Source organism: Rhodococcus sp. USK13, from assembly GCF_018343855.1.
GTDB classification, from domain to species: Bacteria; Actinomycetota; Actinomycetes; order Mycobacteriales; family Mycobacteriaceae; genus Rhodococcus_F; species Rhodococcus_F oxybenzonivorans.
In genome coordinates this window covers 2,585,579-2,609,598 of record NZ_CP069242.1, presented here as the reverse complement: position 1 = coordinate 2,609,598, position 24,020 = coordinate 2,585,579, and the positions used below count along the sequence as shown (strand labels likewise).

The window sequence follows — 24,020 nt, the reverse complement described above, 5'->3', positions numbered from 1 at the left end:
GGCGGCACTGCTTCTAGCGGCTGCACTGTCCATGAGTTCCGTTGACCCGCAATTCTTCCGACCTCGTGCGCGCACCGAACTTCGGTACACGTACACCCGACTGTGGAATCAGCCCCGACCGCATAACGCGTCCGGGGCTGATTTCGTTACATCGTACGGCGGTTCCGGCCGCCCCGTCTGGGGGATGCCGGAACCGCCGTCTCATCACGGTTCGAAGTGATCGACAACGTCCGTGACGTGCTGCGTGGGTGCCACCGAGGAGTCGGTGTCGGCAAACAGGGAGCCTTCCGAATCACCGGTCAGGCTCGACTCCGCACCGAAGGCGTCCTGGGCGTCGATCGAGGACCAGGCGTTGGAACCCGCATCGACAGTGCCGCCCAGCGTCGACTCGAGGCCGCCGCCGATCTCACCGGTGGTGTCGGCCACAGCCCCGCCGACCGCTCCGATGTCGGCCGAACCGCCCGTGGTCGCGTCCGCTTCGGCCGATCCACCGGCCGAAGCGCCACCGTCGATCGCACCGCCCACTCCGGCGGCACCATCGACAGCTCCGTCGAGGGCTCCACCGACCGAGGTGCCGAGCGAACCGAGGCCACCCACGCCACCCGACAGTCCGGCACCGAGGTCGGTCACCGCATCGGTGGTGGCGTCGAGGCCACCGGTGATACCTGCGGTGGCGTCGACCGCGCTGTCCACGCTGCCTTCGATTCCACCGGCGACGTCGCCACCGATTCCGGTCGCGGCGTCCACCGTGCCACCGAGGGTTCCACCGACGTTCGCCGCCGTGTCCAGCGCGCCTTCGACGGTTCCGCCGAGGTTCGCCGCGGTGTCGAGCGCACCGCCGAGGTTGGCGTCGACGTTCGCGCCTGCGTCGGCCACGGCACCGACCGTGGCACCTGCTTCGCCGACCGCGTCGACGGCACCGTCGACAGTTCCGGTCACCGCGGTGCCCAGGCCTGCGCCGGTATCGAAGATTCCGCCGAGACCGCCGGTGAGGCCGCTCGTCAGACCGGCGCCGAGGCCACCGGCCGTCTCCAGACCGCCGACCAGGTTGGTTCCGAGGTTGCCGCCGAGGTCGGCGCCCGCGTCGGCGACCGCACCGACACCGGCCGCCACTCCGGCACCGATGCCCGCCGCGGTCTCCGCACCACCGGCGACACCGCCGCCGACAGCTCCACCGACGTTGCCCGTCAGCTCACTACCTGCGTCGATCAGTCCACCGAGGGCGCCGTCGATGCCGCCGGTCAGGCCGCCCGCGAGGTCGGTACCCGCGTCGAGAGCACCGTCCAGGGCCCCGCCCACACCGGCACCAGCACCGAGTCCGAGGTCGGCATCGAGAGCCGAGTCGAGATCGAGTCCACCGCCGGCCTCGAGAGCGGTCTCCAATGCGGAGCCGAGCGTGGCGCTGAGGTCACCGTCGGCCCCGAGGACACCACCGAGAGCGGTACCGAGAGTGCTACCGATGCTTCCTTCGCCACCGAGGACGGTGTCGAGGTCCAGAGCGCCGCCGGTTTCGAGTGCGCCACCGAGGACGCCGCCGAGAGCTGCACCCAGATCGGCTCCTGCGCCGCCACCGACACCGAAGGCGCCGCCGAGCAGACCACCGAGATCGGTCACCGCATCGAGGTCGACCCCGCCACCGGCTCCGAGCGCCGCATCGAGGGCTGCGCCGAGGCCGGCGGTGGCGTCACCGTCGACTCCGAGGGCCCCACCGAGTGCACTGCTGATTGTGGTTCCGAGATCCGCACCGCCTTCGAGGATGCCGCCGAGTCCGAGACCGCTCTCCAGGGCACCGCCCAGAACGGCTCCGAGATCCGCACCGGCCTCGCCGCCCAATCCGAGGGCACCGCTGAGCGCCGTCGTCAGCTCGGAAGTCAGTTCGCCACCGAGTCCGAGGTCACCACCGAGTCCGAGACCCAGATCGCCACCCAGCAGGCCGCCGAGGTCGATGTCCGTCACACCACCGGCACCCAATACCGCTTCGAGGGTGCTGCCCAACTCGGTGGCCAGGCCACCGTCGAGCCCGAGCGCCCCACCGAGGACCGTGCCGAGCGCGGCATCGAGTCCCAGACCGCTCTCCAGCGCAGCCGACAAGGCGCCACCGAGACCACCCTCGAGATCCAGGGCGCCACCGAGCAGACCACCCAGCGCACCACCGAGATCGGCACTGACATCGCCACCGGCACCCAGCACACCACCGAGCAGACCGCTCAACGCACCACCGAGGTCACCATCCGCACCGAGAACCGCACCGAGGTCCAACCCGCCACCGGCACCGAGAACCGCCTCCAAGGCGGTACCCAGGCCAGCGGTCAGATCGCCACCGACACCGAGCTCGCCGCCCAGCAGACCACCGAGAACCGCACCGAGACCACCCTCCGCACCCAGAACCGCGTCCAGGTCCAGGCCACCACCGAGATCGGCGATCGAACCGAGAGTCGCACCGAGCGCACCACCGAGATCCGCACCGAGGTCACCACCGGCACCGAGAACCCCACCCAGCGCGCCACCGAGCACACCACCGAGATCCGCACCGAGCACACCGTCGAGCGAACCGGCCACATCACCGAGCAGATCGCCACCCAGCAGGCCGCCGAGGTCGATATCCGTCACACCACCGGCACCCAATACCGCTTCGAGGGTGCTGCCCAACTCGGTGGCCAGGCCACCGTCGAGCCCGAGCGCCCCACCGAGGACCGTGCCGAGCGCGGCATCGAGTCCCAGACCGCTCTCCAGCGCAGCCGACAAGGCGCCACCGAGACCACCCTCGAGATCCAGGGCGCCACCGAGCAGACCACCCAGCGCACCACCGAGATCGGCACTGACATCGCCACCGGCACCCAGCACACCACCGAGCAGACCGCTCAACGCACCACCGAGGTCACCATCCGCACCGAGAACCGCACCGAGGTCCAACCCGCCACCGGCACCGAGAACCGCCTCCAAGGCGGTACCCAGGCCAGCGGTCAGATCGCCACCGACACCGAGCTCGCCGCCCAGCAGACCACCGAGAACCGCACCGAGACCACCCTCCGCAGCCAGAACCGCGTCCAGGTCCAGGCCACCACCGAGATCGGCGATCGAACCGAGAGTCGCACCGAGCGCACCACCGAGATCCGCACCGAGGTCACCACCGGCACCGAGAACCCCACCCAGCGCGCCACCGAGCACACCACCGAGATCCGCACCGAGCACACCGTCGAGCGAACCCGCCACATCACCGAGCAGATCGCCACCCAGCAGGCCTTCGAGCGTCGCGCCGAGGCCGCCGCCCGCACCGATCGCAGCATCGAGTGCCGCGCCGAGAGCGCCACCGAGACCGGCGTCCACTCCGAGCACACCACCGAGCGTCGAGCCGAGTGCGCCACCGAGGTCCAGTCCACCGCCGATGCCGGCGAGGATGTCACCGCCGAGGTCGCCGCTCACGTCACCGACCACACCGAGAACCGCGCCGAGGGCAGCACCCACCTCGGCACCCAGGTCGCCGCCGATGGCCAGCGCCGGAGCGAGGATCGCGGTCAGTCCACCGGTCAGATCGATTGCCGGGACCGCGGAGACAGCTGCCGTCAGAGCAGCGGCGAGCTGGGCCGTGATCTCGCCGCCGAGGCCGAGGAAGCCGTCGAGTGCACCGCTGATGACGCCGCCGATGTCGAGGGCGCTACCGAGGTCGAGGCCACCGGTGAGAGACAGCGCAGCGTCGAGTGCCGCACCGAGTGCAGCACCGAGCTGCGCACCGATCTCGCCCCCGATCTCGAGCGCCGCACCGAGTGCCGCGCTCAAGGCTGCGGTCAGTTCTGCCGCGAAGTCGAAGTCGCCGCCGAGACCGGCGCCGAGGCCGAGGCCGGCACCCGCTCCGACGCCTACTGCACCGCCGAGTCCGCCACCGAGTCCGAGGCCACCGCCCAGGCCACCGCCGATTCCGGCACCGATCCCACCGGCGACGTCACCGACGACGCCGGTGCCGGCGTTGACGATGGCAGCCAGGTCGGCTCCGCCGCCCGCGAACAGTCCGGACTCGGCCACCATCGGGGCGACGGACACGATGTCGGCGTGGGTCACACCCTCGAGGCCTGCGGCGCACAGTGCGTCCGTCGGGTTGGCGCAGTAAGCGGCAGCAGCCTGCTCGTCGCGAAGAAGGCCGAGGATGAACTCGAGGACGGCGTTGGTAGCCATGGCAATCTCTCCTGTGGTCGAGGATCGGGGAGTTCGGGTGGCCACCACAACAGCTGTGACGGCGAGTGAAACCCACGTTATGGATCGGCGGCCCCCTTCCCAACGGGGAGCGGCCCCCCACTCCCGCACCCTCGATCGGGGATGCCCCCTCGGGGGGAACCGGCACCTCGTTAGGGGGTAGGGGGCCGTTAGGGGATCGTCCCCGTCATGTGCGGCGACCTGCACTGTCGACGTAACGAAACAGCCATTGCACGCGACAAGCCGGGTAACGACACGACGACGGTGCCGTCTGAGAACACGACGGCGGTGCCGTCTAATGGACACGGCGGCGGTGCCGTCCAGATGACACGGCGGCGGTGCCGTCCAGATGACACGGCGGCGCCCGCCCGCCCGGACCACAGGAGTGGAACATGGCTGCAGCGCTCGGCATCGGTGTCGGATCGGTCAATACGGTGGCCGCAGTCGACGCGGACGGGACGGGTGTTGCGGAGGCCTCGGACCTCACCGTCCTGTCACGGGCCAGCATTCTCCACCTCTCCCCCGATCGGGCACCGGTCCTCGGCACCGATCCTGAGGAGCCGGACGCCATCGCGGTCTCCGATTTCGCGAACCGTGTCGGGGATCCGGTGGGGATACTCGCCGACGACGGCTCGACCTACTCCGGCGAGGACCTCGTCGCCACGGCGGTCAGCTGCATCGTGCACGAAGCCGCATCGGGCAGACACGGGATGCCGACCACGGTGGTCACCCACCCCACTGTCTGGTCGCCGTACACGGTCGGTGTGCTGGCGTCGGCGCTGGAACAAGCCGGTGTCGCGGACGCCACCCTGGTATCCGAAGCGCAGGCCGTGACGGCATGGCTCGAGAGAACCCGTGGCACGCTCCGCGACGCGGTGACCGTGATCTACGACCTCGGCGGCACCTCCCTCGACATCACCTTGTTCCGTTCCACCGAGAACGGTGAGGGTGCCGGTGTGCTCGGTAAGCCGGTCCGCTCCGAAGACTTCGGTGGCGCACATTTCGACCACGCCACCATGCAGTACGTACTGGGTAACGTCGCCGAGCAGTTCGGGGACATCGATCCGTTCGCTCCGGACACCGTGGCCGCACTGACCTTGCTGCGCGCGCGCTGCACCGCCGCGAAAGAGGCTCTTTCCTCCGACACGGAGGCCACTATCAGTATCGAGCTTCCCGGAGTCTCCACGGACGTGCGGCTGGTGCGTTCCGAGCTCGAGGACCTCATCGGCGAACCACTTCAGGAATCGGTGACGCTCGTCCGCGAGAGCATCCATGCTGCCGGCCTCGAGTCCAGCGACATCACCCAGGTGGTGCTCACCGGGGGAAGTGCCGCCATTCCGCTGGTCGCCGAGCTGTTGTCCGCGGAACTGCGCGTCCCGGTGATCGCCGCGGAACGTCCGGCGCACACCGCCGCGCTCGGTGCGGCCCTACTCGCGGGCGAGCGCAATGCCGGACGCGCCGCCGCCCCGACCGTCGCCCGGATGCCTGCAGGCGTGCCCGTCGCCGCGCCCGCCGCTGCGGCAGTTCCGGTCGCTCACGTCGACTCCGACGCCGAGACCGTCGCCTTCACACCACGAACACCGGCACCGGTCCTCGCCGATCCCCTACCCACTGGAATGTCCAGGAAGAAGAAGGCCGGCATCATCGCGGCGTCCGCGGCGGCGATCGTGCTACTCGGCGCCGGCGGGCTCTCGCTCGGCACCGCGTTGACCGCCCCGACGACCGAGTCGGACTCGGCCACCTCCCAGTTGTCGAGCACCTCGGGCGGCTCGGCGACGACCTCCGGCACCCCCGCCGAGGCGGCCGCCCCCGGCACGTCGGCAGCGGCAGATCCCGGTGCAGCAGCCGGTGTCGCGGCGACGGGCGTGCCCGGAACCGCCGCTGGTGTCGCCACTCCGGTAGCAGCACCCGGAGCCCCGGCTGCGCCGGCACCGGTCGGACCGGCCCCCGTCCCGGCCGCCCCCGGCGCTCAGCCCGTCGCACCTGCCCCTGCCCCTGCCCCTGCCCCTGCGCCGGCACCGGCACCGGCACCGGCTCCCGCTCCCGCGCCGGCCCCCGCGCCGGCACCTGTTCCTGTCCAGCCGGACGGCGGCGAAATCGCGAATTCCTTCATAGAGGGAGCGCAGATCGTCGGAGGGTACATACCGACGGCGCCTCAGCAATTACCTGTGCCCAACTTTCCATCCGGCAACGGCGGATAGGGACCGCCGGTGTCCACACGACCTCCGTCGCCTGCACCCGCCACCCACCGCGACCTCGCGTCGCTCGATGCTTCCCAGCTGTCGGTACTCGGATTGCTGCTGCTCGGGAGCGACCCCGACGAGATCGTGGTCGCCGCCGTCCTCGGCATAGAACCCGACTCCGCACGCAGTGTGATCGAGGTGTTGCGCGCGGACGGTTTCGTCGACGACCGTGACACCCTCGTCGAGCCGCATCGCCGCCGTCTCGCCGGTGTCCTCGGCGAGAACCGCGTACACGCGTTGGCTCGCCGCCTGCTCACCCATCATGTCGCCGCGGGTACGCTCACCCTCCCCGTCGCCCGGGCAGTGGCCAAGACGGGTGTCCGCAGTAGCGAATTGTCCGAGTTCCTCTGCAGCCGAGCAGAACTGGCCGATCCGGCCGAGGCGGTGTCGCTGTACGGCGACGCCGAACGCGTCGGCCGGCTCGACGACGCCGCCGTTCTCGGTTACGCGGAGGCCTGCGCCCTCAGTGGTGACCTCGACACGGCCGTGGGTCTGGCCGATTCGGTTCTCGAGCGGTCTGCCTCCGTCAGTGATGCGGATCTGGCTGCTGCCGTGCGCGTGTCGGCCGCCGGAGCCGCCTACTGCGGGATGATCGACCGCAGTGCCGAGTTGTACGCCTGGCTGGGCCCGAGCCGGGTGGGTTCGGACGCCTCCGTCGCCGCCTCCGTTCTGGTCGTCGCCGGCCGGCTCGACGAGGCGCAATCCGTCCTCGCCGCGAGCGCCGGTGCGCCTCCGACGGCCACCACCGCCGGTGCCGCCCTCGTCGCAACCGGGCTCGTGCACTCGGTGACCGGTTCCGCGAATGCGGCACTGAACTCCCTCACCCGAGCGCTGTCGTTGCCGGGCCGCGCCGCGCGGCCCCGCGTGCTGCCCGACTCCCCAGCCGCGATCACGGCTCTGGCCGCCCTCCATTGCGGTGAACTCGCCCACGCGGAAGCCGTGCTCGCTCGTGCCCGGGAGAGCGACCGGCCCGGAAGTGTCACCGCGAATCGACACCACCTCCTGACGGCGTGGACGTCCATGGTGCGCGGTGACCTCCCGTCGGCGCAGGCCCGGCTCGATTCGCTCGACGTCGACACCATGCACCAGCGTGATCTTCTGTTCGTCCACGGCCTGCGGGTCGGTTTGGCACGGCGGACCGGTGACAACGCCGCACTGTTGCAGGCGTGGGCCGGAGCGCAGGGGGTTCTCGCCGAGTATTCGGTGGACCTCTTGAGCTTGCTACCCCTCGGTGAGCTGTGGTTGACGTCGATCCGGGTGGGCGAGGCGGCCCGCATCACCCATCTGGTCGAAAACGCGCAGTCGCTGGTACGCACTCTCGGCGAACCCGCCATGTGGGCGTCGGCCCTGCACTGGTACGGCGTCCAGGCCTCGATCCTGGCCGAATGCCCCGCCGATCTGATCCCGCACGCGCGGGCCCTCGGTGAAGCCTCGAAGGTCAGCGCCTACGCCGCCGGCCTCGCCGGTGCCGGGCGGGCCTGGTTGCGGGTGCTGCAGGGGGATATCGATGTCGCAGCCGTCGAGGACGCTGCCCGGATCCTCGACCGGATCGGACTTCCCTGGGATGGTGCGCGCCTGGCCGGAGAGGCCGCGCTGCGCGCCTCCGACACCAGAGTGGCCACCGCGTTGCTCCAGGTGGCGCGGGCCCTCCGCCAGCCGGCAGCGACAGCGACGGGCGCGGAGCCCGCAACAGTTGCCGGTCCGAGTGCCCCGGGCACCCTCACCGACCGCGAAGCCGAGGTGGCCGAGCTGCTCGTCCAGGGCCTGACATACAGGGAGATCGGAAGCCGGTTGTACATCTCCGCCAAGACGATCGAACATCACGTGGCACGGATTCGGCGGCGCCTCGGCGCCGAGTCGCGGTCGGAGCTGCTGTCGATGCTGCGGGCCATGGGACATGGGACCACGTCGGACACCGCACGCTCCTGACGCCGGGAGCGGTGTAACCATTCGACCTCGTCGGGCGACACACTGTGCAGTGGTGCGGTGACGCACCTCATGTAATAGTGCGGTGACGCACCTCATGTACTAGTGCGGTGACGCACCCAAAGAATGGTGCGGTGACGCACCCACGACCGTGCGCCCAGTAAGGATCTGCGATGACCACCGGAGTCGGACTCACCGTCGGCCATTCGGTCTCCACTGCGGTGGTGACCGCCTCGGGCACCGATGTGAGAACGATCGAGCATCCGTCCGTCCTGTTCACGGCACCGGACGGCACAGTGCAGCTCGGTGACCCCGGTACGGAGTCGACGGGGTCGGTGCAGGATTTCCTCGCCCGAGTCGGCGAGCCTGCCGGGATCGAGTACGCGGGCACGCTCACCCGGGCGGAAGATCTCGTCGCCACCGCCATGTTCTGTCTCTTCCGCGAGGCGGCCGAGGGGCTGACGGGGACGGTGAAGGTGACCGCCACTCATCCGTCGGACTGGGCCGCGGACACGGTGACGAAGCTCCGCGAATCCCTCGACTACATGGGGCTGCAGGAGGCGACCCTCGTCGCAGAGTCGGTGGCGCTGGCCGCCTCGGACGAGTCCCCGGCCCACGGCGCGGCCCTGCTTGCCGCCGGCTTGGCATTGACTCCCGACGACACCCAGGCCGACACGGAGTCGATCCCGGTGATCGCACCTCCCGTGCACACCGCGTACTCCGCCGTCGCGGATGTGCCCGCTGTCGTCGCCGCGCCGGTCGTCGCAGGTTCGGCCGCGGACCCGTCGGTCGCCACCGGGCCGGCCGCTGTACCGACCGGCTTCACCCCGCCGGTACCCGCCGCGAAGCGCACCACCCGCAGACCGTTGATCTTCGTCGGTGCCGCCGCGGCCGCACTGATCGCCATCGGTGGTGCGGTGGCCTTCGCCCTCACCGACACCGGCAGCACGGCCGTTCCCGCCATCCAGGACGCCCAGACCGCGTCGCTGCTGCCGTCGTCGACAACGACGGCGGTGAAGGCGCCGGTCGTATTTCCCACTGCGGTTTCCGAGGAAGTGCCGGCGACCACCGACGTCGCCCCGCCTCCGTATACGGCGGTCGAGCCGACACCGGTGGCGACGACGTCACAGTTCGTGCCACCGCCCCCGCCGCCGGCGGTTATCACGCTTCCGCCCGTCACCATCGTGACGACGACGACGGCACCGACGACGGTGACCACGGCGCCGACTACGACCACACCGACTACGACGGAGACGTCGACGGAGTCGGTCACGACGACGACCACGACCACGACGGTGGCGGGAGCGGCCGAGTAGAGGCTTCGGTCACACCTCACCGACATGTTTATGCGTTCGTAGCCTAAGGTGGGGCGCTGATACCCACCCAGAAGGAATCCCTCGACATCGGGTTCCGTGCAGAAGGGATTTCATGCGTAACGTGCTGGCGCACCGCGCCGCTGTAGTAGGCGCCTCGGCGATGCTTCTCCTCTTTCCGTTCTCGACCGCCGCCCAGGCAGACCCCGTTACGCAGCCCGACAGCACAACTCAGCTGAGTGCGGACGCGTTGCCGGCCGAACTCGTCGAAGCGATCACCCGCGATCTGAAGATCAGCCCGCAGGAGTACCTCGACCGCGCCGCGAAGGCTCAGGAGCTGGGTAGTTACGCCGAGGATTTCCGAGCCGAGCACCCGGACGGCTTCGCAGGTGCCTGGATCGGGCTCGACGGACAGCCCGTCGTTGCGGTCACCACCACGGAGGCTGCCGCGAAGGCGGCTGAGGCCGGGTATACGACGCGCATCGCGCCGGTCTCCGCGAACGGCCTCGAGAAGACTCTTTCCGACGTGAACGGCTGGATCGCGGGCCTCCCCAAGGATGTCGCCTCGCAGATCAACTCCGCGTCGATCGACGTACTCGAGAACCGCGTCGTCATCGACGTCGTCAATTCACCCATCGGTCAGGCGCTCAACCTGCCGACTCTCCTCGCCAACGTCAAGGTCATGCTGAGTCCCGGCGGCGGTCCGGTCGAGAGGGGCCCCCTCGGCGGCGACACCTACATCACGACGGTGGGTGAACTTCCGAAGACGCCGATCGGCGAGATTTCCGTGTGCTCCCTCGGTTTCAACGGAGTGGACGACAGCGGTCAGTCGTACAACATCAGCGCAGGCCACTGCAATCCTGCGGAAGGCCAGCCGTCCCCCGTATTCCTCCCGAATCACCAGAACGTCGACGACAGCCAGCAGATCGGAGCGTTCTCCCACTCCTCTGTGGGTAACCCCGCCGACAAGCTGGACTACTCGCTCATCAAGCTCAACGACGCCGGCGTTCAGGCCGGCCTCGACCGTCCCGCGATCCGCGGCGCGAACGGCACCGCACTGCAGATCACGGGCACTGCCCGGCCCGTCGTGGGTGCCCCGATCTGCAAGTCGGGACAGACGTCGTCCTTCACGTGTGGTGTGGTGGCCGCCGACCACGTCGAGACGCAGCTGTTCATGGCGGATGGCAGCAATCGTGTGATCAACGGGTTCGCCGGCACCGCCTGCACGCTCGCCGGTGACAGTGGCGGTGCAATCGTCACCGGAACGCTTGCTCTGGGAATCACGAGTGGATCCAACGCCAGTGGGGCGCCGAACTGCACGGAGGCCAACCTGGTCCTGGCCCCCGAGGGCGGTACGGCCAACCTCGGGATACCGGTGGCAGACATCGTCGCGGCAGCGGGTTCCGGCCTGCAGGTCCGCACCAACGCCGACTAGTTCCGCTGTACTTCCACCTCGCCCGGTATCCGTCACTCGGATGCCGGGCGAGGTCGTTTTCGCGGTCCGGGGCTCGAGTCGGATTGTGTGTGTGCCCGTCGGCCGATCGGCCGCAGCCGACAGTGTTACAGGTGGGATTAGACGGCCGGAACCCATATAGTCGACTCCGACTGTGTACGGCCCCACCCGCGGGGGCCGTATTCGTATGCGCCGCGAGCGCCTGCGAACAAACGAACTGAGAAAGGCCCCTATGCGTAGCTCCATCGCACGTCGTGCCGCCGTGTTCGGCTCGGCAGCGCTGCTGCTCCTCGGTCCCGTGACCGCCTCCGCCCAGGCTGATCCGGTCGAACCCGAAGTCTCCGATCAAGCTGCGGCGCTTCCGGTCGAACTGATCGACGCGATCCAGCGTGACCTCGCGTTGAGCCCGGACCAGTACCTGGAGCATGCGGAGCTGGGCCAGAAACTCGCCGAGTTCGCCAAGATCACCCGCATCCAGTTCCCGGACGCCTTCGCCGGTACCTGGCTCGATGACGCAGGCAACGCCATCGTCGGTGTGGCCGACGGCGCCGACAAGGATGCCGCGGTGGCCGCCGCCCATGAGGCCGGCTTCCAGGTCAAGGACGTGGCCCAGAGTGAGAGCAGCCTGCAGGCGCAGCTGAAGACCCTCGACGGCTGGCTCGACACGCAACCGCCCGCGGTCGCCGACCTCGTTCGCGGTGTCACCATCGACATCGTCAACAACGGCTTGGTACTTCGCGCCGACAACGCAGGTGGCTTGCAGCTTCCCGACTTCCTGCAGGGGGCACGGGTGGTGCAGTCACCGGCCACTGCTGCCCCGCAGCCGTCCACCGACCTCGCACCGATCGCAGAGGTCATGCCCGCCGACTCCCTGCTGGGCGGTGACGCCTACGGGTCGCTGGGTGGTGGCATCGGTCTGCGCTGCTCGCTCGGTTTCAACGGCACCGACAACTCGGGTGGACCGGTGAACATCACGGCCGGACACTGCGACCCCAACCTCGCCGCCGCCGGTACCGCCGACGCGTCCGAGGCGTTCGCGCTCGCCCCGGGCGGGACGGGTCCGCGTGTGGGCACCTTCGCCAAGACGAGTCTCGACATCCACGATTACGCGATCATCCGTGCCGACGCGGGCGCTGCGCACCGATTCGAGAACAACGGTGTCCGGGTACCCGGCGCCGCTCCTCTGGCGATCACCGGAACAGCCGACCCCGTCGTCGGTGCTCCCGTCTGCAAGTCCGGTCTCACCACCGGCTACACCTGCGGTGTGGTGAAGGCCGTCGGCCAGACCGTCACGGTGGGTGAACGCACCCTGGCAGACAGCTTCTCGACGAGCATGTGCGCGTTGCAGGGCGACAGCGGTGGCACCATCGTCACCGGCACTCAGGCCTTGGGCATCTCCAGCGCCTCTAACGTGGGCCAGTACCCCGTGTGCCAGGTCGCGGACGTCGTCACCTTCGTCCTCGGCGAAAGTCCCGAGTTGTTCGCCACCCCGATCAATACGATCCTCGCGGAGAACCCGGGTCTGCGCGTGCGCACGTCGTAACACTCGGCACCAGACATACGACTACGGCCCGTCTCCTCGAGGAGGCGGGCCGTAGTCGTATGTCGAGAATCGTGGGGACTGGCCGTCCAGCGGGACCTCGCGTCGTATCTTTTCCGACGGTCGGTCGCGGTGATTCAGGCGGTCGGCGCAGGCGGCACGAAGGGCGTGTTGACGGTCACGAGGTACTGGATGCCGAGGATCGCGAGAGCGGCGCCACCCACGACGATGGTTCCGACGAGGCCACCAGCGGCGAAACCTGCCATCAGGCCGCCGAGGCAGCCGACCGGTGCGCCGACGAGTGTCACCGCGAAGAGCCCGCAGCCCACGACCAGACCCACGACCCCGAAGACGACGCCGAAGATCAGGCCACCGATCAGGGTGGCGTATCCGAGGTAACTGTTGAAGTCGGCCAGTGCCTTGTCATCGCGTTCGTCCTGCGTGTCGAAACCCTCGTCGGCCACGGACTTCAGCGACTGCGCGACATCAGCCGGGACGCGGGGCGTGAGACGCAGGGTCCGCTCCGCGAGGTCGACATCGATCGGATAGACCGCCTCCCCCACACGGATGGTGAGCGGAAGCGCGGCGACGACGGTTCCACCGTCGTCCACCACCTCCACCGCGTCCTCGGAGTCGGTGATGCGGAACGTTCCCGCGTCGATGGAGGTGACGACGGATGCGCCCTCGGCGTGGGCCGCGTACCCGATGTCCGGGGAGTCGGCGGTCGGAGCCGGCGCCGCGTGTGTGGTTCCTGCCGAGATCGCGAGCGCTGCCACGACCAGGATCGCGCCGCTGGTGACGGTGCGCAGAGAACCGGCGAAACGGCCGCTCATGCGGCCGGAGCCGGAGCGGCGGGGGGAACGAAGGGGCTGTTGATCGTGTTGAAGTACTGAATCCCGAGCACGACGAGGGCGCCACCGCCCACCACGATGGTGCCGGCGAGTGCGACCACGGGCGCGACGATCAGGGCACCGCCGATGCATCCGGCAACCGGGCCGGCCAGTCCGAGGAAGGGAATCACCAGGCCGGCCGTGCCCGGGATGACGCCGATCGCGCAGCCGATGCCACCACCGATGATCGCCGCGACGATGGCCGTGATAGCCGTCGTGATTCCCAATTGCTGCTGGAAGTCGTCGAGCGCCCGCTTGTCGCGCTCAGCCTTGTCTTGCGGCGCGGCGACATCGTTCAGAGTCAGTCGTTCCGCGACAGGAACGGGGGTCGCGGCCGCGGGATCCATGTTGGGGACCAGCCGAAGGACCTTGGCGGAGTGGTCGACGGCAACCTCGAACGGGTGCTGCAGGTCGTCGACCCGGAAGAAGGTCGGAATGGAGGCCACCACGGCGCCCCCGTCATCGACCACGTCGACCGTGTCGTTCGCGGCGTTGATCGAGAAGAACCCCGCGTCGATGGTTGCTACAGCCGCGTCTCCGTCGCGCGCGGTCTGGTAGTTGATGTTCGGGACGCCCTGCTGCGCGGCCGGCGCCGGTCCCGGCGCGGGCTCGGCGGCCGACGGCGCAGCTGCCAGGGCCATCGCCGCGACGACGAGCATGGAAGTGGCGGTAAACCTTCGAAGAATCATCGAGATCCGTTTCAATGAGCGCAGCGATGGGACGCACGAAGGGTAGCCTAAGCATTCCCCAGATCCGCTAGTCGGCTCAGCAGGTGTGATTGAGCTCACTCACCGAAACGGGAACCGCCCGCCCTCCAGGTAACGGGGGCGGGCGGCGAGAAGAGGGGACGGACGCCTCCTACTTCACCCACTTCGTGGTGCCGGGAGGCGCGTTCAGCGTGTTGATCAGATCGATGCCCGCGACTACCAGCGTGGGACCCCCGACGACAATGGTGCCGATGATGGCGCCGATTCCGGCTCCGGTGACACCGAACGGGAGGCATCCGAACACCGCGACGGGAGTGCCGATAGCGCATCCGACGGCGAATCCGAGGATTCCGCCGACGATCGTGCCGCCGAGACTCCCGACCGTGGTGGCAATTCCCAGTTGCTGCTGAAAGGCCGATTGAGCTCGGGTGTTCTCGTCGATCGAAGCGACGTCGTGCAGCGCGATGGCCTCGATCCGGTCGTCGGGAGCGACGGGCGTGGCTTCGGCCTTGTCGACGCTCGGTGTCAGTCGGAGCGTCTTACCGTCTTCGGTGATCTCCTCCTCGAACGGAAACTCGAGCCCATCAAAGCGGTACGCGAGAGGAAGCGACACTACGGTCGCCCCGCCTGCATCCTTGATCGCGACCGACTCCCCGTCCGAGGAGAGCTCGAACACGCCGGCATCGAGTGTGGTCACGACGGCACGGTCCTCGATGTGCGCCTCGTACCCGATATCGTCGCGAGATTCTGCCGGGTCCGCGACCGCTACCCCTGAGCCCGTCGCCAGGACACCAACCAATAGAGCCGATGTCGTAACGAAACGACGCAACTTCATTCCATCCCCTTAGAGTTTCAACCCCATCCATAAAGAACAGTAACGTGCGCCTGTGACAGATCCCAATTGAGGCACTATTCGATAAATTCGTGCAATCCGATAATGCCGATACCGAGTAGGGACCGACGACCATTCACGAGAATGGAAACCCGGCCAGTCGCCATTTACCGAGCGCGCATCCAGATAATCTCCAGCAAACAGACCGGGAGATGGTTTCGTTGTGGAGCAGCTCTCCGAGCCCGGGCAGCGAACAGCCCCGCCGTGAACGAGCCACGACGGGGTGAAGCAGGGAGACCGGGACTACTCGTCGCGGTCCGCGTAGATGGAGGTGCCAGGAGCGGCGTTGTACGTCTCCCACAGTTGATAGGCGCTCACACCCAGCGTCGGACCACCGGCGACGATAGTCCCGACCACTCCACCAATCCCGGCACCGGTCACTAGACCAGGAAGGCACGCGGGTAACGTTGCTACACAACCAATTCCAGCGCCAGCGATGGTCCCGACCAAGCTCCCGACGGTAACCGCGATACCGACCTGAGTACCGAACTGGGCGAAGGCCCGGTCGTTCTCCTCCCGGGAGGCGACGTCGTGGAACGGTAGCGACGACACTGCCGGTGCGCTCGACACCGGCGGGGAAGCGGGCACCGCAACGGGTTCCGCCTGGGAAACTCCAGCAGCTGAAACGATGGCCAGTGCCGTCATTCCCGCTGTGGCTACAGCTTTTCTCACGATCATGGATGCCTCTTTCAGGAACGTCCCGATGAAGTTCTGGAAAACCGTGTTCTGGAAAATCGTGTTCTGGAGAACCGTATTCTGGATCGGATTGCGCGCTGAGCCCTCCCCGCACGACCCTGAGCAGAGCCGGAAAACACGCTCAGAGTAACAGCGCAGTCACGACCGGAACGTTCAAAAAAGGAAACGCGTTACCGGTTCCATGTTACCGACGGGTAATGACCGGTGTTTCGTAATTCAGTCGAATGACAAGAGCCGCCGATCGATGGAACTCCGCCCGAAAGCCCCAACCAAACTGCAGCAATTGTTATTCGATTGCAACGCCATCGCATCGCCTCCGTGACAGCGGCCGCCCGGTGATGTTCCCGCAGGAGGCCTAGCGAGTCCACATTGCCGCACGCCTGGAAAGTGAAGTTAGGACGACCTTGGGAGCGGGGTCACTTTTCGACCACCTAACGTGACTTTCAGTTACGTCCGGTCGGTGCTTCCTCTCAGGCCGATTGGATACCCCGACGATGCTGGTAGACCGTCGAAAAACTCTGGTTACCGGTCAGTAGGATGTTAGTGTTACTGACGGGTAACTTACGACGGGTTACGATCTTGAGCATTCCCGTGGTGGCCCCCGCGCCGCCCTGAAACGAAAGGCCGCGACATGAATGCCCTGACGATCACGTTGGGCACCATCGGCGTGCTGTTGAGCCTCGTGTGTTGGTTCGCCTTCATCGGTGGCGTGCTGAAGACGGTGAGCATCGTCCGGCTGGGTCAACCGGCACCCGACCGCTGGCGACCCTTCCTTCCCCGCTTCAAGCAGATGTGCGTCGAGTTCATCGCCCACACCCGCATGGCCAAGTTCCGCACGGTCGGCTGGGCCCACTGGCTGGTCATGGTCGGGTTCATGCTGGGCGCGGTCGTCTGGTTCGAGGCTTACGGCCAGACCTTCGACCCGGCTTTCCACTGGCCGCTCGTCGGTAACACCGCCGTCTACCACTTCATCGACGAGGTCCTGGGCCTCGGCACGGTCATCGGTATCACCACCCTGATCGTGATCCGGCAGCTCAACCACCCGCGCAGGCCGGAGCGGCTGTCCCGCTTCGCGGGCTCGAACTTCCGCGCGGCGTACTTCGTCGAGGCGGTCGTCCTCATCGAGGGTCTCGGCATGATCTTCGTCAAGGCCGGGAAGATCGCCACTTACGGGCATGCCAACGCGTGGACCGACTTCTTCACGATGAACCTGGCAAAACTGCTGCCCGCGAGCCCCAACCTGGTGGCGGTCTTCGCCTTCGTCAAGCTGATGTCGGGCATGATCTGGCTGTACATCGTCGGCCGCAATATCACCTGGGGTGTCGCCTGGCACCGGTTCGCGGCCTTCTTCAACATTTACTTCAAGCGTGAGGACGACGGCGGCGTCGCCCTCGGTGCGGCCAAGCCCATGATGTCCGGCGGCAAGCCGATCAACATGGAGGATGCCGATCCCGACAACGACACGTTCGGCGCCGGCAACATCGAGGACTTCTCGTGGAAGGGCTGGCTCGACTTCAGCACCTGCACCGAGTGCGGCCGCTGCCAGTCGCAGTGCCCCGCCTGGAACACCGGCAAGCCGCTGTCGCCGAAGCTCCTCATCACGTCGCTGCGCGACCACGGGTCGGCGAAGGCCCCGTACCTGCTGGCCGGTGGCCGCAAGGACATGGGCGGCGACGAGATCGGGCTGGTCGACGGCGACGGCGGCGTGGACGAGGCGAAGCTCTCCGCCATCCCGGAGAGTGCCCGCCGTGAGGCGGAGCGCAAGCTTGTCGGCGAGACCGTCGAGGGCGAGTTGGCGCCGGTCATCGACTCCGAGGTTTTGTGGTCGTGCACCAACTGCGGTGCGTGTGTCGAGCAGTGCCCGGTGGACATCGAGCACGTCGATCACATCATCGACATGCGCCGTTACCAGGTGCTGATCGAGTCGGAGTTCCCCTCCGAGCTCGCCGGACTCTTCAAGAACCTCGAGAACAAGGGCAATCCCTGGGGTCAGAACGCCAAGGACCGTCTCAACTGGATCAGCGAGATGGACTTCGACATCCCGGTCTACGGCCAGGATGCGGACAGTTTCGAGGACTACGAGTACCTGTTCTGGGTTGGCTGCGCCGGCGCCTACGAGGACCGCGCGAAGAAGACCACGAAGGCCGTTGCCGAATTGCTTGCCACGGCGGGCGTCAAGTTCATGGTTCTCGGCGCCGAGGAAACCTGCACCGGCGACTCCGCCCGGCGTGCGGGCAATGAGTTCCTGTTCCAGCAGCTGGCCATGCAGAACATCGAAACGCTGAATTCGGTGTTCGACGGCGTCGAGCAGAACAAGCGCAAGATCGTCGTCACCTGCGCCCACTGCTTCAACGCCCTGGGCAACGAGTACCCACAGGTCGGTGGACAGTACGAGGTGGTTCACCACACTCAGCTGCTCAACCGCCTGGTCCGACAGAAGAAGCTGATCCCCGTCGCCTCGGTCGGCGAGGACGTCACCTACCACGACCCCTGCTTCCTCGGCCGTCACAACAAGGTGTACGACGCCCCGCGTGAACTCATGGAGGCGTCTGGCGCGAAGCTGAAGGAGATGCCGCGGCACGGCGAGCGTTCGATGTGCTGTGGTGCCGGTGGTGCCCGCATGTGGATGGAAGAGAACATCGGCAAGCGCATCAACGTCGACCGGGTGGACGAGGCGCTGAGCACCGCAACCACCAAGATCGCGACCGGCTGCCCGTTCTGCCGGGTCATGCTCAACGACGGTGTCACCGCGCGCCAGGAGTCCGGTCAGGGCGAAGGCGTCGAGGTCGTGGACGTCGCCCAGCTGATGTTGTCGTCCATCACGCGTCTCGACGCGGACAAGCTGGCCGAGAACATCAAGGTGATCCCTCGTGAGAAGCCGGCCGAGCCGCAGAAGCCGGTGGAGCCGGTGAAGGACGAGGCGAAGGCCGAGGTCGTCGAGAAGGAGCGGGTCCAGGAGATCGAGGAGGCGGCCGACTCTCCGGCCGCCAAGCAGGCTCCCGCCGGTAAGGGCTTGGCGATGAAGGGCCTGGCCAAGGCGCCCGGCGCCGCAGCACCTGGTGCGAAGGCTCCCGGGGCCAAGGCTCCCGGGGCGAAAGCTCCCGGCAAGGGGCTTGGCATGGCAGGCGGCGCCAAGGCGCCCGGCGCGAAGAAGACCGCAGCGCCGGCGGCCGAGAGCGCCGAGGCACCTGCCGCAGAGGCTCCGAAGCCCAAGGGCCTCGGACTTGCCGGCGGGGCCAAGGCTCCCGGTGGCAAGGGTCTGCAGATGAAGGGTGCTGGAAAGGCCCCCGGTGCCAAGGCCTCTGCTCCCGCTGCCGGCTCTTCGGCGTCGTCCGAAGCTCCCGCCGAGTCAGCCCCGACCTCCGAGGCACCTGCCGCAGCCGAGGCACCCAAGCCGAAGGGACTGGGACTCGCCTCCGGAGCCAAGGCACCGGGCGGCAAGGGTCTGCAGATGAAGGGCAAGGCGAAGGCGCCCGGCGCCAAGGCCGACGCCGCTCCGACGGCCGATTCCGCACCGGCACCGGCTGCCGAACCCGAGGCACCGTCGACCGCCGAGGCACCTGCCACGGCCGAGGCACCTGCCACCGAAGCGCCGAAGGCTCCCCCGGCTCCGAAGGCCGGCGGCCTCGGTTTCAAGGGCGGCGCCAAGGCGCCGGGCGCCCGTCGGGCAGCGGCTCCCCAGGCCGCTGCTCCCCAGCAACCGGCAGGCGAGGCGGACACCGCCGCAGCGTCCGAGGCTGAAGCCGTGAAGACGACAGCGACGAAGGTCGATGCCGTCGATACAGCCCAGGATTCGGCGTCGAACGGTGACGGATCGAACGGCCAGACGCCGGCACCGCCGAAGGCGAAGCCGGGTGGGCTCGGCTTCAAGTCCGGAGCCAAGGCACCGGGTCGCAAGAGCTAGCTCCACTCAGCACGACAACCAGCGCCCCCACCGGAAACGGTGGGGGCGCTGGTTTCGCGGTGTGACCGCCTGATTCGCGTCAGCGACCGGGGGTAACCGACTCTCGTGTCCGCGAGGAAGGAGTCGACATGGCCACGTGTGAGACCTGCGGAAACGAGTACGACAAAACATTCACGGTGACCCGGGGCGATCGATCCGCCACCTTCGACAGCTTCGAGTGCGCGATCTCGGCGATGGCACCCGAATGCTCGCATTGCGGGTGCCGCATCATCGGTCACGGCGTCGAGGTAGAGGAAGTGATGTTCTGTTGCGCCCATTGCGCGGGCGCCGCAGGACACAGCGAGCCGGTCGATCGGGTCGCTCGATGACGACGGACGAAAGTCGAGACACCGATCGCACCCTTCGAAGTGCTGTCACATTCACGTTGTCGGTACTCGGTGCCGCTCTACTGACAATGGTGGTGGCACTCGTGTGGATGTCGACGCAAGCCGGGGGCTGCACGGACTCGATGATGGAGTGTGCCGGAGACGAAAAGTACCTTCTCGTCTTCGGCCCTCCTCTCGTGCTGCTGCTCGGCGGTGTCACGGCCTTCGTCCGCACCTATCAGGTGTGGCGTGCCGGGGGCAGATGGTTCGTCTGGCAGGGCGCCGGCTGGATGTTGTTCGTGCTCATGCTGATCTATGCCGCCGCGTCGTCGCGCGCCCTGCTCGACGTCTGACCGGTTGCAGTCTTACTGTTCTGCGTCCGGACGCCAGAGTTCGAGACGCGGAATGTCGGGCGGTTCGAATCCGAGCACCTGACCGTAGAACGAGAGCTCTGCGTTGCGCGAACTGATCAAGGTGGCGAGTCTCCGGAACCCGTGCGCCTCGCCCTCGTACGCGAGGTAGGCGTGGGGTATGCCCTTGGCGACGAGCGCATCCCGGAATCGCTCCGCCTGCGATGGCGGGACGATCGGGTCGTCGAGTCCCTGGAGCAGCAGGACCGGGCAGTTCAGTCCGTCGACGTTGTTCAGGGGAGCACGCTCGGCGTAGAGGTCGGCCGATTCGGGGAGCGGTCCGATCAACCCGTCGATGTACCGGGACTCGAAGTCGTGTGTCTCCTTGACGAAACCGTCGAGCTCGGCCACACCGTAATAGGATGCGCCGCAGGCGAACACGTCGGAGGTGGTCAGCGCCGCCAGCACGGTCCAGCCGCCGGCGGAACCACCCTCGATGGCGAGCCTGCGCGGATCCGCCAGTCCGGCGTCGGCCAGACCGGTCACCGCCGTGACCACGTCGTCGACGTCGACCACACCCCACTGGCCTCGGAGCCGGTTCCGGTACTCACGCCCGTATCCGGTAGACCCGCCGTAGTTCACATCGACGACGCCGATTCCGCGGCTGGTGAAGAACGCGAACACCGGATTGAGGGTCGGTGTCACGCGGGAGGTGGGCCCGCCGTGTACGAACGCCACGTACGGCGGCAGCTCGCCGTCCATGCCGCTGTACAGCGGGTGACGTGGCGGGTAGGCGATCACGTGCACCTCCCTCTCGGGACCCTGGAAGGTCAGCTGCTGCGCCTCGGGGAGGTACGCGGCCTCGGGGAGCTCGGTGACGGACAGGCGGACGGTGCGGAGTGCCCCGGTGTCGAGGTCGAGCTCGCGTAGGCCCGACGGAGCTTTCGCGCCCCCCGTGAGCAGCAATAGGCGATTTCCCTTGCGGTCGGACAAGCCGACCGTGGTGAGACCCTCGAGGGGGATGTCCGTCAGGGAGCCCGTGTCCGGATCGAGCACCGCCAGGGTGTCGGTCCCGAAGGTACGGACGGTGAGCAGAGTGCCGTCTTCATGTCGGGTGTGCCAGCGCGCGCCCAGCATCCACAGCGGACCACCGAAATCTGCGTTCATCGGGCACAGCGCCACGGGGTCCGCACCGTCGGCGCCGAGGCGGTACATGTTCCACCAACCACTGCGGTCGCTCACCACGTGGAGCTCGTCCACTCCCACCCATTCGGGCTGCAGCACCGATTCCTCGGGTCCGCCGAGAAGTGTCCTCACCTCGCCGACCACGCGGCCACCCGCAAGGTCCGCAACCCTGAGCTCGGTACCGTCCCAGGGCATCTGAGGGTGGTTCCACGCGATCCACGCGAGGTGGCGTCGGTCGGGAGACAGTCGCGGATACGCGAGGAAGTCGGACCCGGCCACGACCGACCGAACACGGTCGGGGTCGTCCGCGCCCGACCCGTCCAGAGGAACGACGCAGATGTCGCGGGTGACGCCGCCCTCGGTGTCGTGCATTTCCCGCACCGCCCACACCGCTCCGTCGACGACCGACAGGTCGCCGTAACGCAAGGAGCACGGGTGCGGCGGAACAGGGGTCAGGGGTACGGGCGTCGCACCTTCGAGGAGGTAGAGCCGTTGATCACCGAACTCGGCGAACACGAGATGGCCGGAGTCGGTCACCGTCCAGGCGCCACCGCCGTATTCGTGTACCCGTGTCCGCGCGTTCCACGGGGCAGGCAGCACGTCCTCCGGCTCGTCGTCCAGGCCGAGACGGCGCACGGCCACACGCCCACCTTCGCTGGGGCGCAGCTCCGACCACCACACGTCGTCACCGACGTACCGGCCGCCCTCCACGGGGTGGCCGCTGGACGCGAGGTCCGCCGCCGCGATCGGAGAGGGCCAGGATCCGTAGGGCGCAGAAGTCATTGGCCGAGGATATTCCGCCTCACCTCACTGTGCCGGCAGCCACGCCCCGTGAAGTCCTGCAGGCACCCGGATAGGCAACCGCACCTTGGCCATCGGCCCGGATCCGGGGTCTTCGGCGGGAAGCACGAAGAACCACGACGACATGTCGTTCCGGTCGGTGCCGATCATTCCCCAGTATTCGTGCTCGGCGCCCGGCATGAAGATCGGTTCGCCCACCGACACACTGCCCGGGTCCCAGTGACACTGCGTGCCGCGGACGGTGTCGAAGAACCACAACGAATCCTGCCTGCCCCGGCTGACGTCGAGCTTGCCGACGGTGGCGATCGCGCGATGCGGTGCGGCGAGTTCGCGGTCGTCGACTCGGGGGAACTCGACGTCGCGGTCGGACATGACGTCCTTCGTCAGGTGTCCGGTCTCGGGATCGATGACGACGCGGACCAGTGACCCGGTCGACGGCGCCGGCGCCTTGGCGAACCCACCGGGGTACGTCCACTCCACGTAGTCGACGGACACCTTTCCGTCGGGCAGATCGAAGGCATTGGCGAAGTGCCACACCCAGTACGCGTCACACGTCAGCCAGCGCACGCGGCCGCCGTCGCGCGGAATCAGCGCGATACGCGTTCCCTCCTCGGGCCGCCAGTCGAGCACCGAACCACCGGTCAGCACCGCGGCCATGTCGAAGACGAGGGGGCACAGCATCAACACGATGTACCGCCGCGTCAGGGCCATGTCGTGGATCATCAACGGCGTGTCCACGCCGTCGACCGCCGTCGGCGGGCGGGCCGCCGACCCGTCCGCGGCCACCACCGACCAGGTGAGATACGGGGCTTCGAGCATGTAGTTGAACAGCACCATCTCGCCGGTCACCGGGTCGATCTTGGGGTGGGCGGTGCTCCCCACGGACATCGCGCCGTCGCAGTTGTCCGGTCCGAGCGTGCTCAGGTCCTCGGGATTCAACCGGTACGGCAGACTGGTCTCGGCCATTGCCAGCAGTCGCCCGCCGTGCCGCACCACGTTGATGTCCGGTAGTTCGCGCGGTCTGCCGGCGAGTTCGGGCCCTACCTCCTCCACGCCGGGCGTGTACAGGTCGGTGACGCCCGGCCAGATGACGTGCCCCGCCTTCTCCTCCGCCTCCACCATCGGCGTGCGGACGAATCGGTTGGTGTAGCGCGCAGTGCCGTCGGTCACTTCGACGCGATGCACCATGCCGTCGCCGTCGAGGGGATAGATGTAGCTGCCGATCGGGTCGAAGCGCGGATTCGGTCCGTTGCGGAGGTAGGCACCCTGAAGATCGCCGGGCAGTTCGCCGATCACGTCGAGGCCGCCCACGTCCACCTCCTCGCGTTGGGGCTCGAATACGCCCGTGAGGTGGGTGTGGTGCACGACGTCGACGGGTGCGGGACGGGTAAATTCCGGTGCGGACATCTTTCGCGTGCCTCCGGGTGACTGTGGGCGTCGGCCGAATCGGACCTCTCGTCGAGGGTACGGTGACCTTCCTCACATGTGCCTGCTTTTTCGCGGGTCGACCACCTCCGACCAGGGCGCTCGTACCGACCAGTAGAAATCGAGTTGCCCAGGGGTGGGA

15 protein-coding genes are annotated in these 24,020 nt (G+C 67.9%); 8 read left to right on the top strand and 7 right to left on the bottom strand.

Features of this window, described 5'->3' with window-relative positions; genetic code table 11:
* Positions 1 to 204 precede the first annotated feature (204 nt).
* Positions 205 to 4,170: an IniB N-terminal domain-containing protein gene (locus JQT59_RS14565; RefSeq protein ID WP_213576729.1), complete on the bottom strand. Its 3,966-nt coding sequence runs from the start codon at positions 4,168 to 4,170 to the stop codon at positions 205 to 207.
* Positions 4,171 to 4,580: 410 nt separating this feature from the next.
* Between JQT59_RS14565 and JQT59_RS14560 the strand changes: the two genes are divergently transcribed.
* The 5 genes from JQT59_RS14560 to JQT59_RS14540 all read left to right on the top strand — a co-directional run bounded on the left by JQT59_RS14560 (position 4,581) and on the right by JQT59_RS14540 (position 12,666).
* Positions 4,581 to 6,389 carry an Hsp70 family protein gene (locus JQT59_RS14560; protein WP_213576728.1) on the top strand — a complete coding sequence of 603 codons (1,809 nt, stop codon included), beginning with the start codon at positions 4,581 to 4,583 and terminating at the stop codon, positions 6,387 to 6,389.
* Between the two features lie 9 nt (positions 6,390 to 6,398).
* Entirely contained in the window at positions 6,399 to 8,360 is a 1,962-nt protein-coding gene (locus JQT59_RS14555) for a LuxR C-terminal-related transcriptional regulator (protein ID WP_213576727.1), read from the top strand.
* A gap of 170 nt (positions 8,361 to 8,530) precedes the next feature.
* Positions 8,531 to 9,673: a hypothetical protein gene (locus JQT59_RS14550; RefSeq protein ID WP_213576726.1), complete on the top strand. Its 1,143-nt coding sequence runs from the start codon at positions 8,531 to 8,533 to the stop codon at positions 9,671 to 9,673.
* A gap of 112 nt (positions 9,674 to 9,785) precedes the next feature.
* Positions 9,786 to 11,105 (top strand): S1 family peptidase, encoded by a 1,320-nt coding sequence (locus tag JQT59_RS14545; protein ID WP_213576725.1) that lies wholly within the window; start codon positions 9,786 to 9,788, stop codon positions 11,103 to 11,105.
* A gap of 250 nt (positions 11,106 to 11,355) precedes the next feature.
* Positions 11,356 to 12,666 (top strand): S1 family peptidase, encoded by a 1,311-nt coding sequence (locus tag JQT59_RS14540; RefSeq protein ID WP_213576724.1) that lies wholly within the window; start codon positions 11,356 to 11,358, stop codon positions 12,664 to 12,666.
* Between the two features lie 134 nt (positions 12,667 to 12,800).
* Here the strand turns inward: JQT59_RS14540 and JQT59_RS14535 are convergent, their stop codons facing one another.
* From JQT59_RS14535 to JQT59_RS14520, 4 genes are all read right to left on the bottom strand, one after another.
* A complete protein-coding gene (locus JQT59_RS14535; protein ID WP_213576723.1) occupies positions 12,801 to 13,496 on the bottom strand; it encodes a DUF8020 domain-containing protein in 696 nt (231 codons plus the stop codon).
* Positions 13,493 to 14,242, bottom strand: a complete 750-nt coding sequence (locus JQT59_RS14530) for a DUF8020 domain-containing protein (RefSeq protein ID WP_213576722.1) — start codon at positions 14,240 to 14,242, stop codon at positions 13,493 to 13,495. The genes JQT59_RS14535 and JQT59_RS14530 overlap by 4 nt, the downstream gene beginning before the upstream one ends.
* Before the next feature lie 169 nt (positions 14,243 to 14,411).
* Complete coding sequence (locus JQT59_RS14525; protein ID WP_213576721.1) at positions 14,412 to 15,095, bottom strand: DUF8020 domain-containing protein; 684 nt, start codon at positions 15,093 to 15,095, stop codon at positions 14,412 to 14,414.
* Between the two features lie 300 nt (positions 15,096 to 15,395).
* Positions 15,396 to 15,830 (bottom strand): hypothetical protein, encoded by a 435-nt coding sequence (locus tag JQT59_RS14520; RefSeq protein WP_213576720.1) that lies wholly within the window; start codon positions 15,828 to 15,830, stop codon positions 15,396 to 15,398.
* 649 nt (positions 15,831 to 16,479) lie between these two features.
* On the opposite strand from JQT59_RS14520, the gene JQT59_RS14515 reads away from it, so the two are divergent.
* The 3 genes from JQT59_RS14515 (at position 16,480) to JQT59_RS14505 (ending at position 20,470) form a co-directional block, all read left to right on the top strand.
* On the top strand, positions 16,480 to 19,752 hold the full coding sequence (locus JQT59_RS14515) for a (Fe-S)-binding protein (RefSeq protein WP_213576719.1): 3,273 nt from the start codon (positions 16,480 to 16,482) through the stop codon (positions 19,750 to 19,752).
* Positions 19,753 to 19,880: 128 nt separating this feature from the next.
* Positions 19,881 to 20,120 (top strand): metallothionein, encoded by a 240-nt coding sequence (locus tag JQT59_RS14510; protein ID WP_109332862.1) that lies wholly within the window; start codon positions 19,881 to 19,883, stop codon positions 20,118 to 20,120.
* Entirely contained in the window at positions 20,117 to 20,470 is a 354-nt protein-coding gene (locus JQT59_RS14505; protein WP_213576718.1) for a hypothetical protein, read from the top strand. The genes JQT59_RS14510 and JQT59_RS14505 overlap by 4 nt, the downstream gene beginning before the upstream one ends.
* 12 nt (positions 20,471 to 20,482) lie before the next feature.
* Here the strand turns inward: JQT59_RS14505 and JQT59_RS14500 are convergent, their stop codons facing one another.
* Both JQT59_RS14500 and JQT59_RS14495 read right to left on the bottom strand, forming a co-directional pair.
* Positions 20,483 to 22,435 carry a S9 family peptidase gene (locus JQT59_RS14500; RefSeq protein ID WP_213576717.1) on the bottom strand — a complete coding sequence of 651 codons (1,953 nt, stop codon included), beginning with the start codon at positions 22,433 to 22,435 and terminating at the stop codon, positions 20,483 to 20,485.
* A gap of 24 nt (positions 22,436 to 22,459) precedes the next feature.
* Positions 22,460 to 23,860 carry a carotenoid oxygenase family protein gene (locus JQT59_RS14495; protein ID WP_213576716.1) on the bottom strand — a complete coding sequence of 467 codons (1,401 nt, stop codon included), beginning with the start codon at positions 23,858 to 23,860 and terminating at the stop codon, positions 22,460 to 22,462.
* Positions 23,861 to 24,020: the final 160 nt, after the last annotated feature.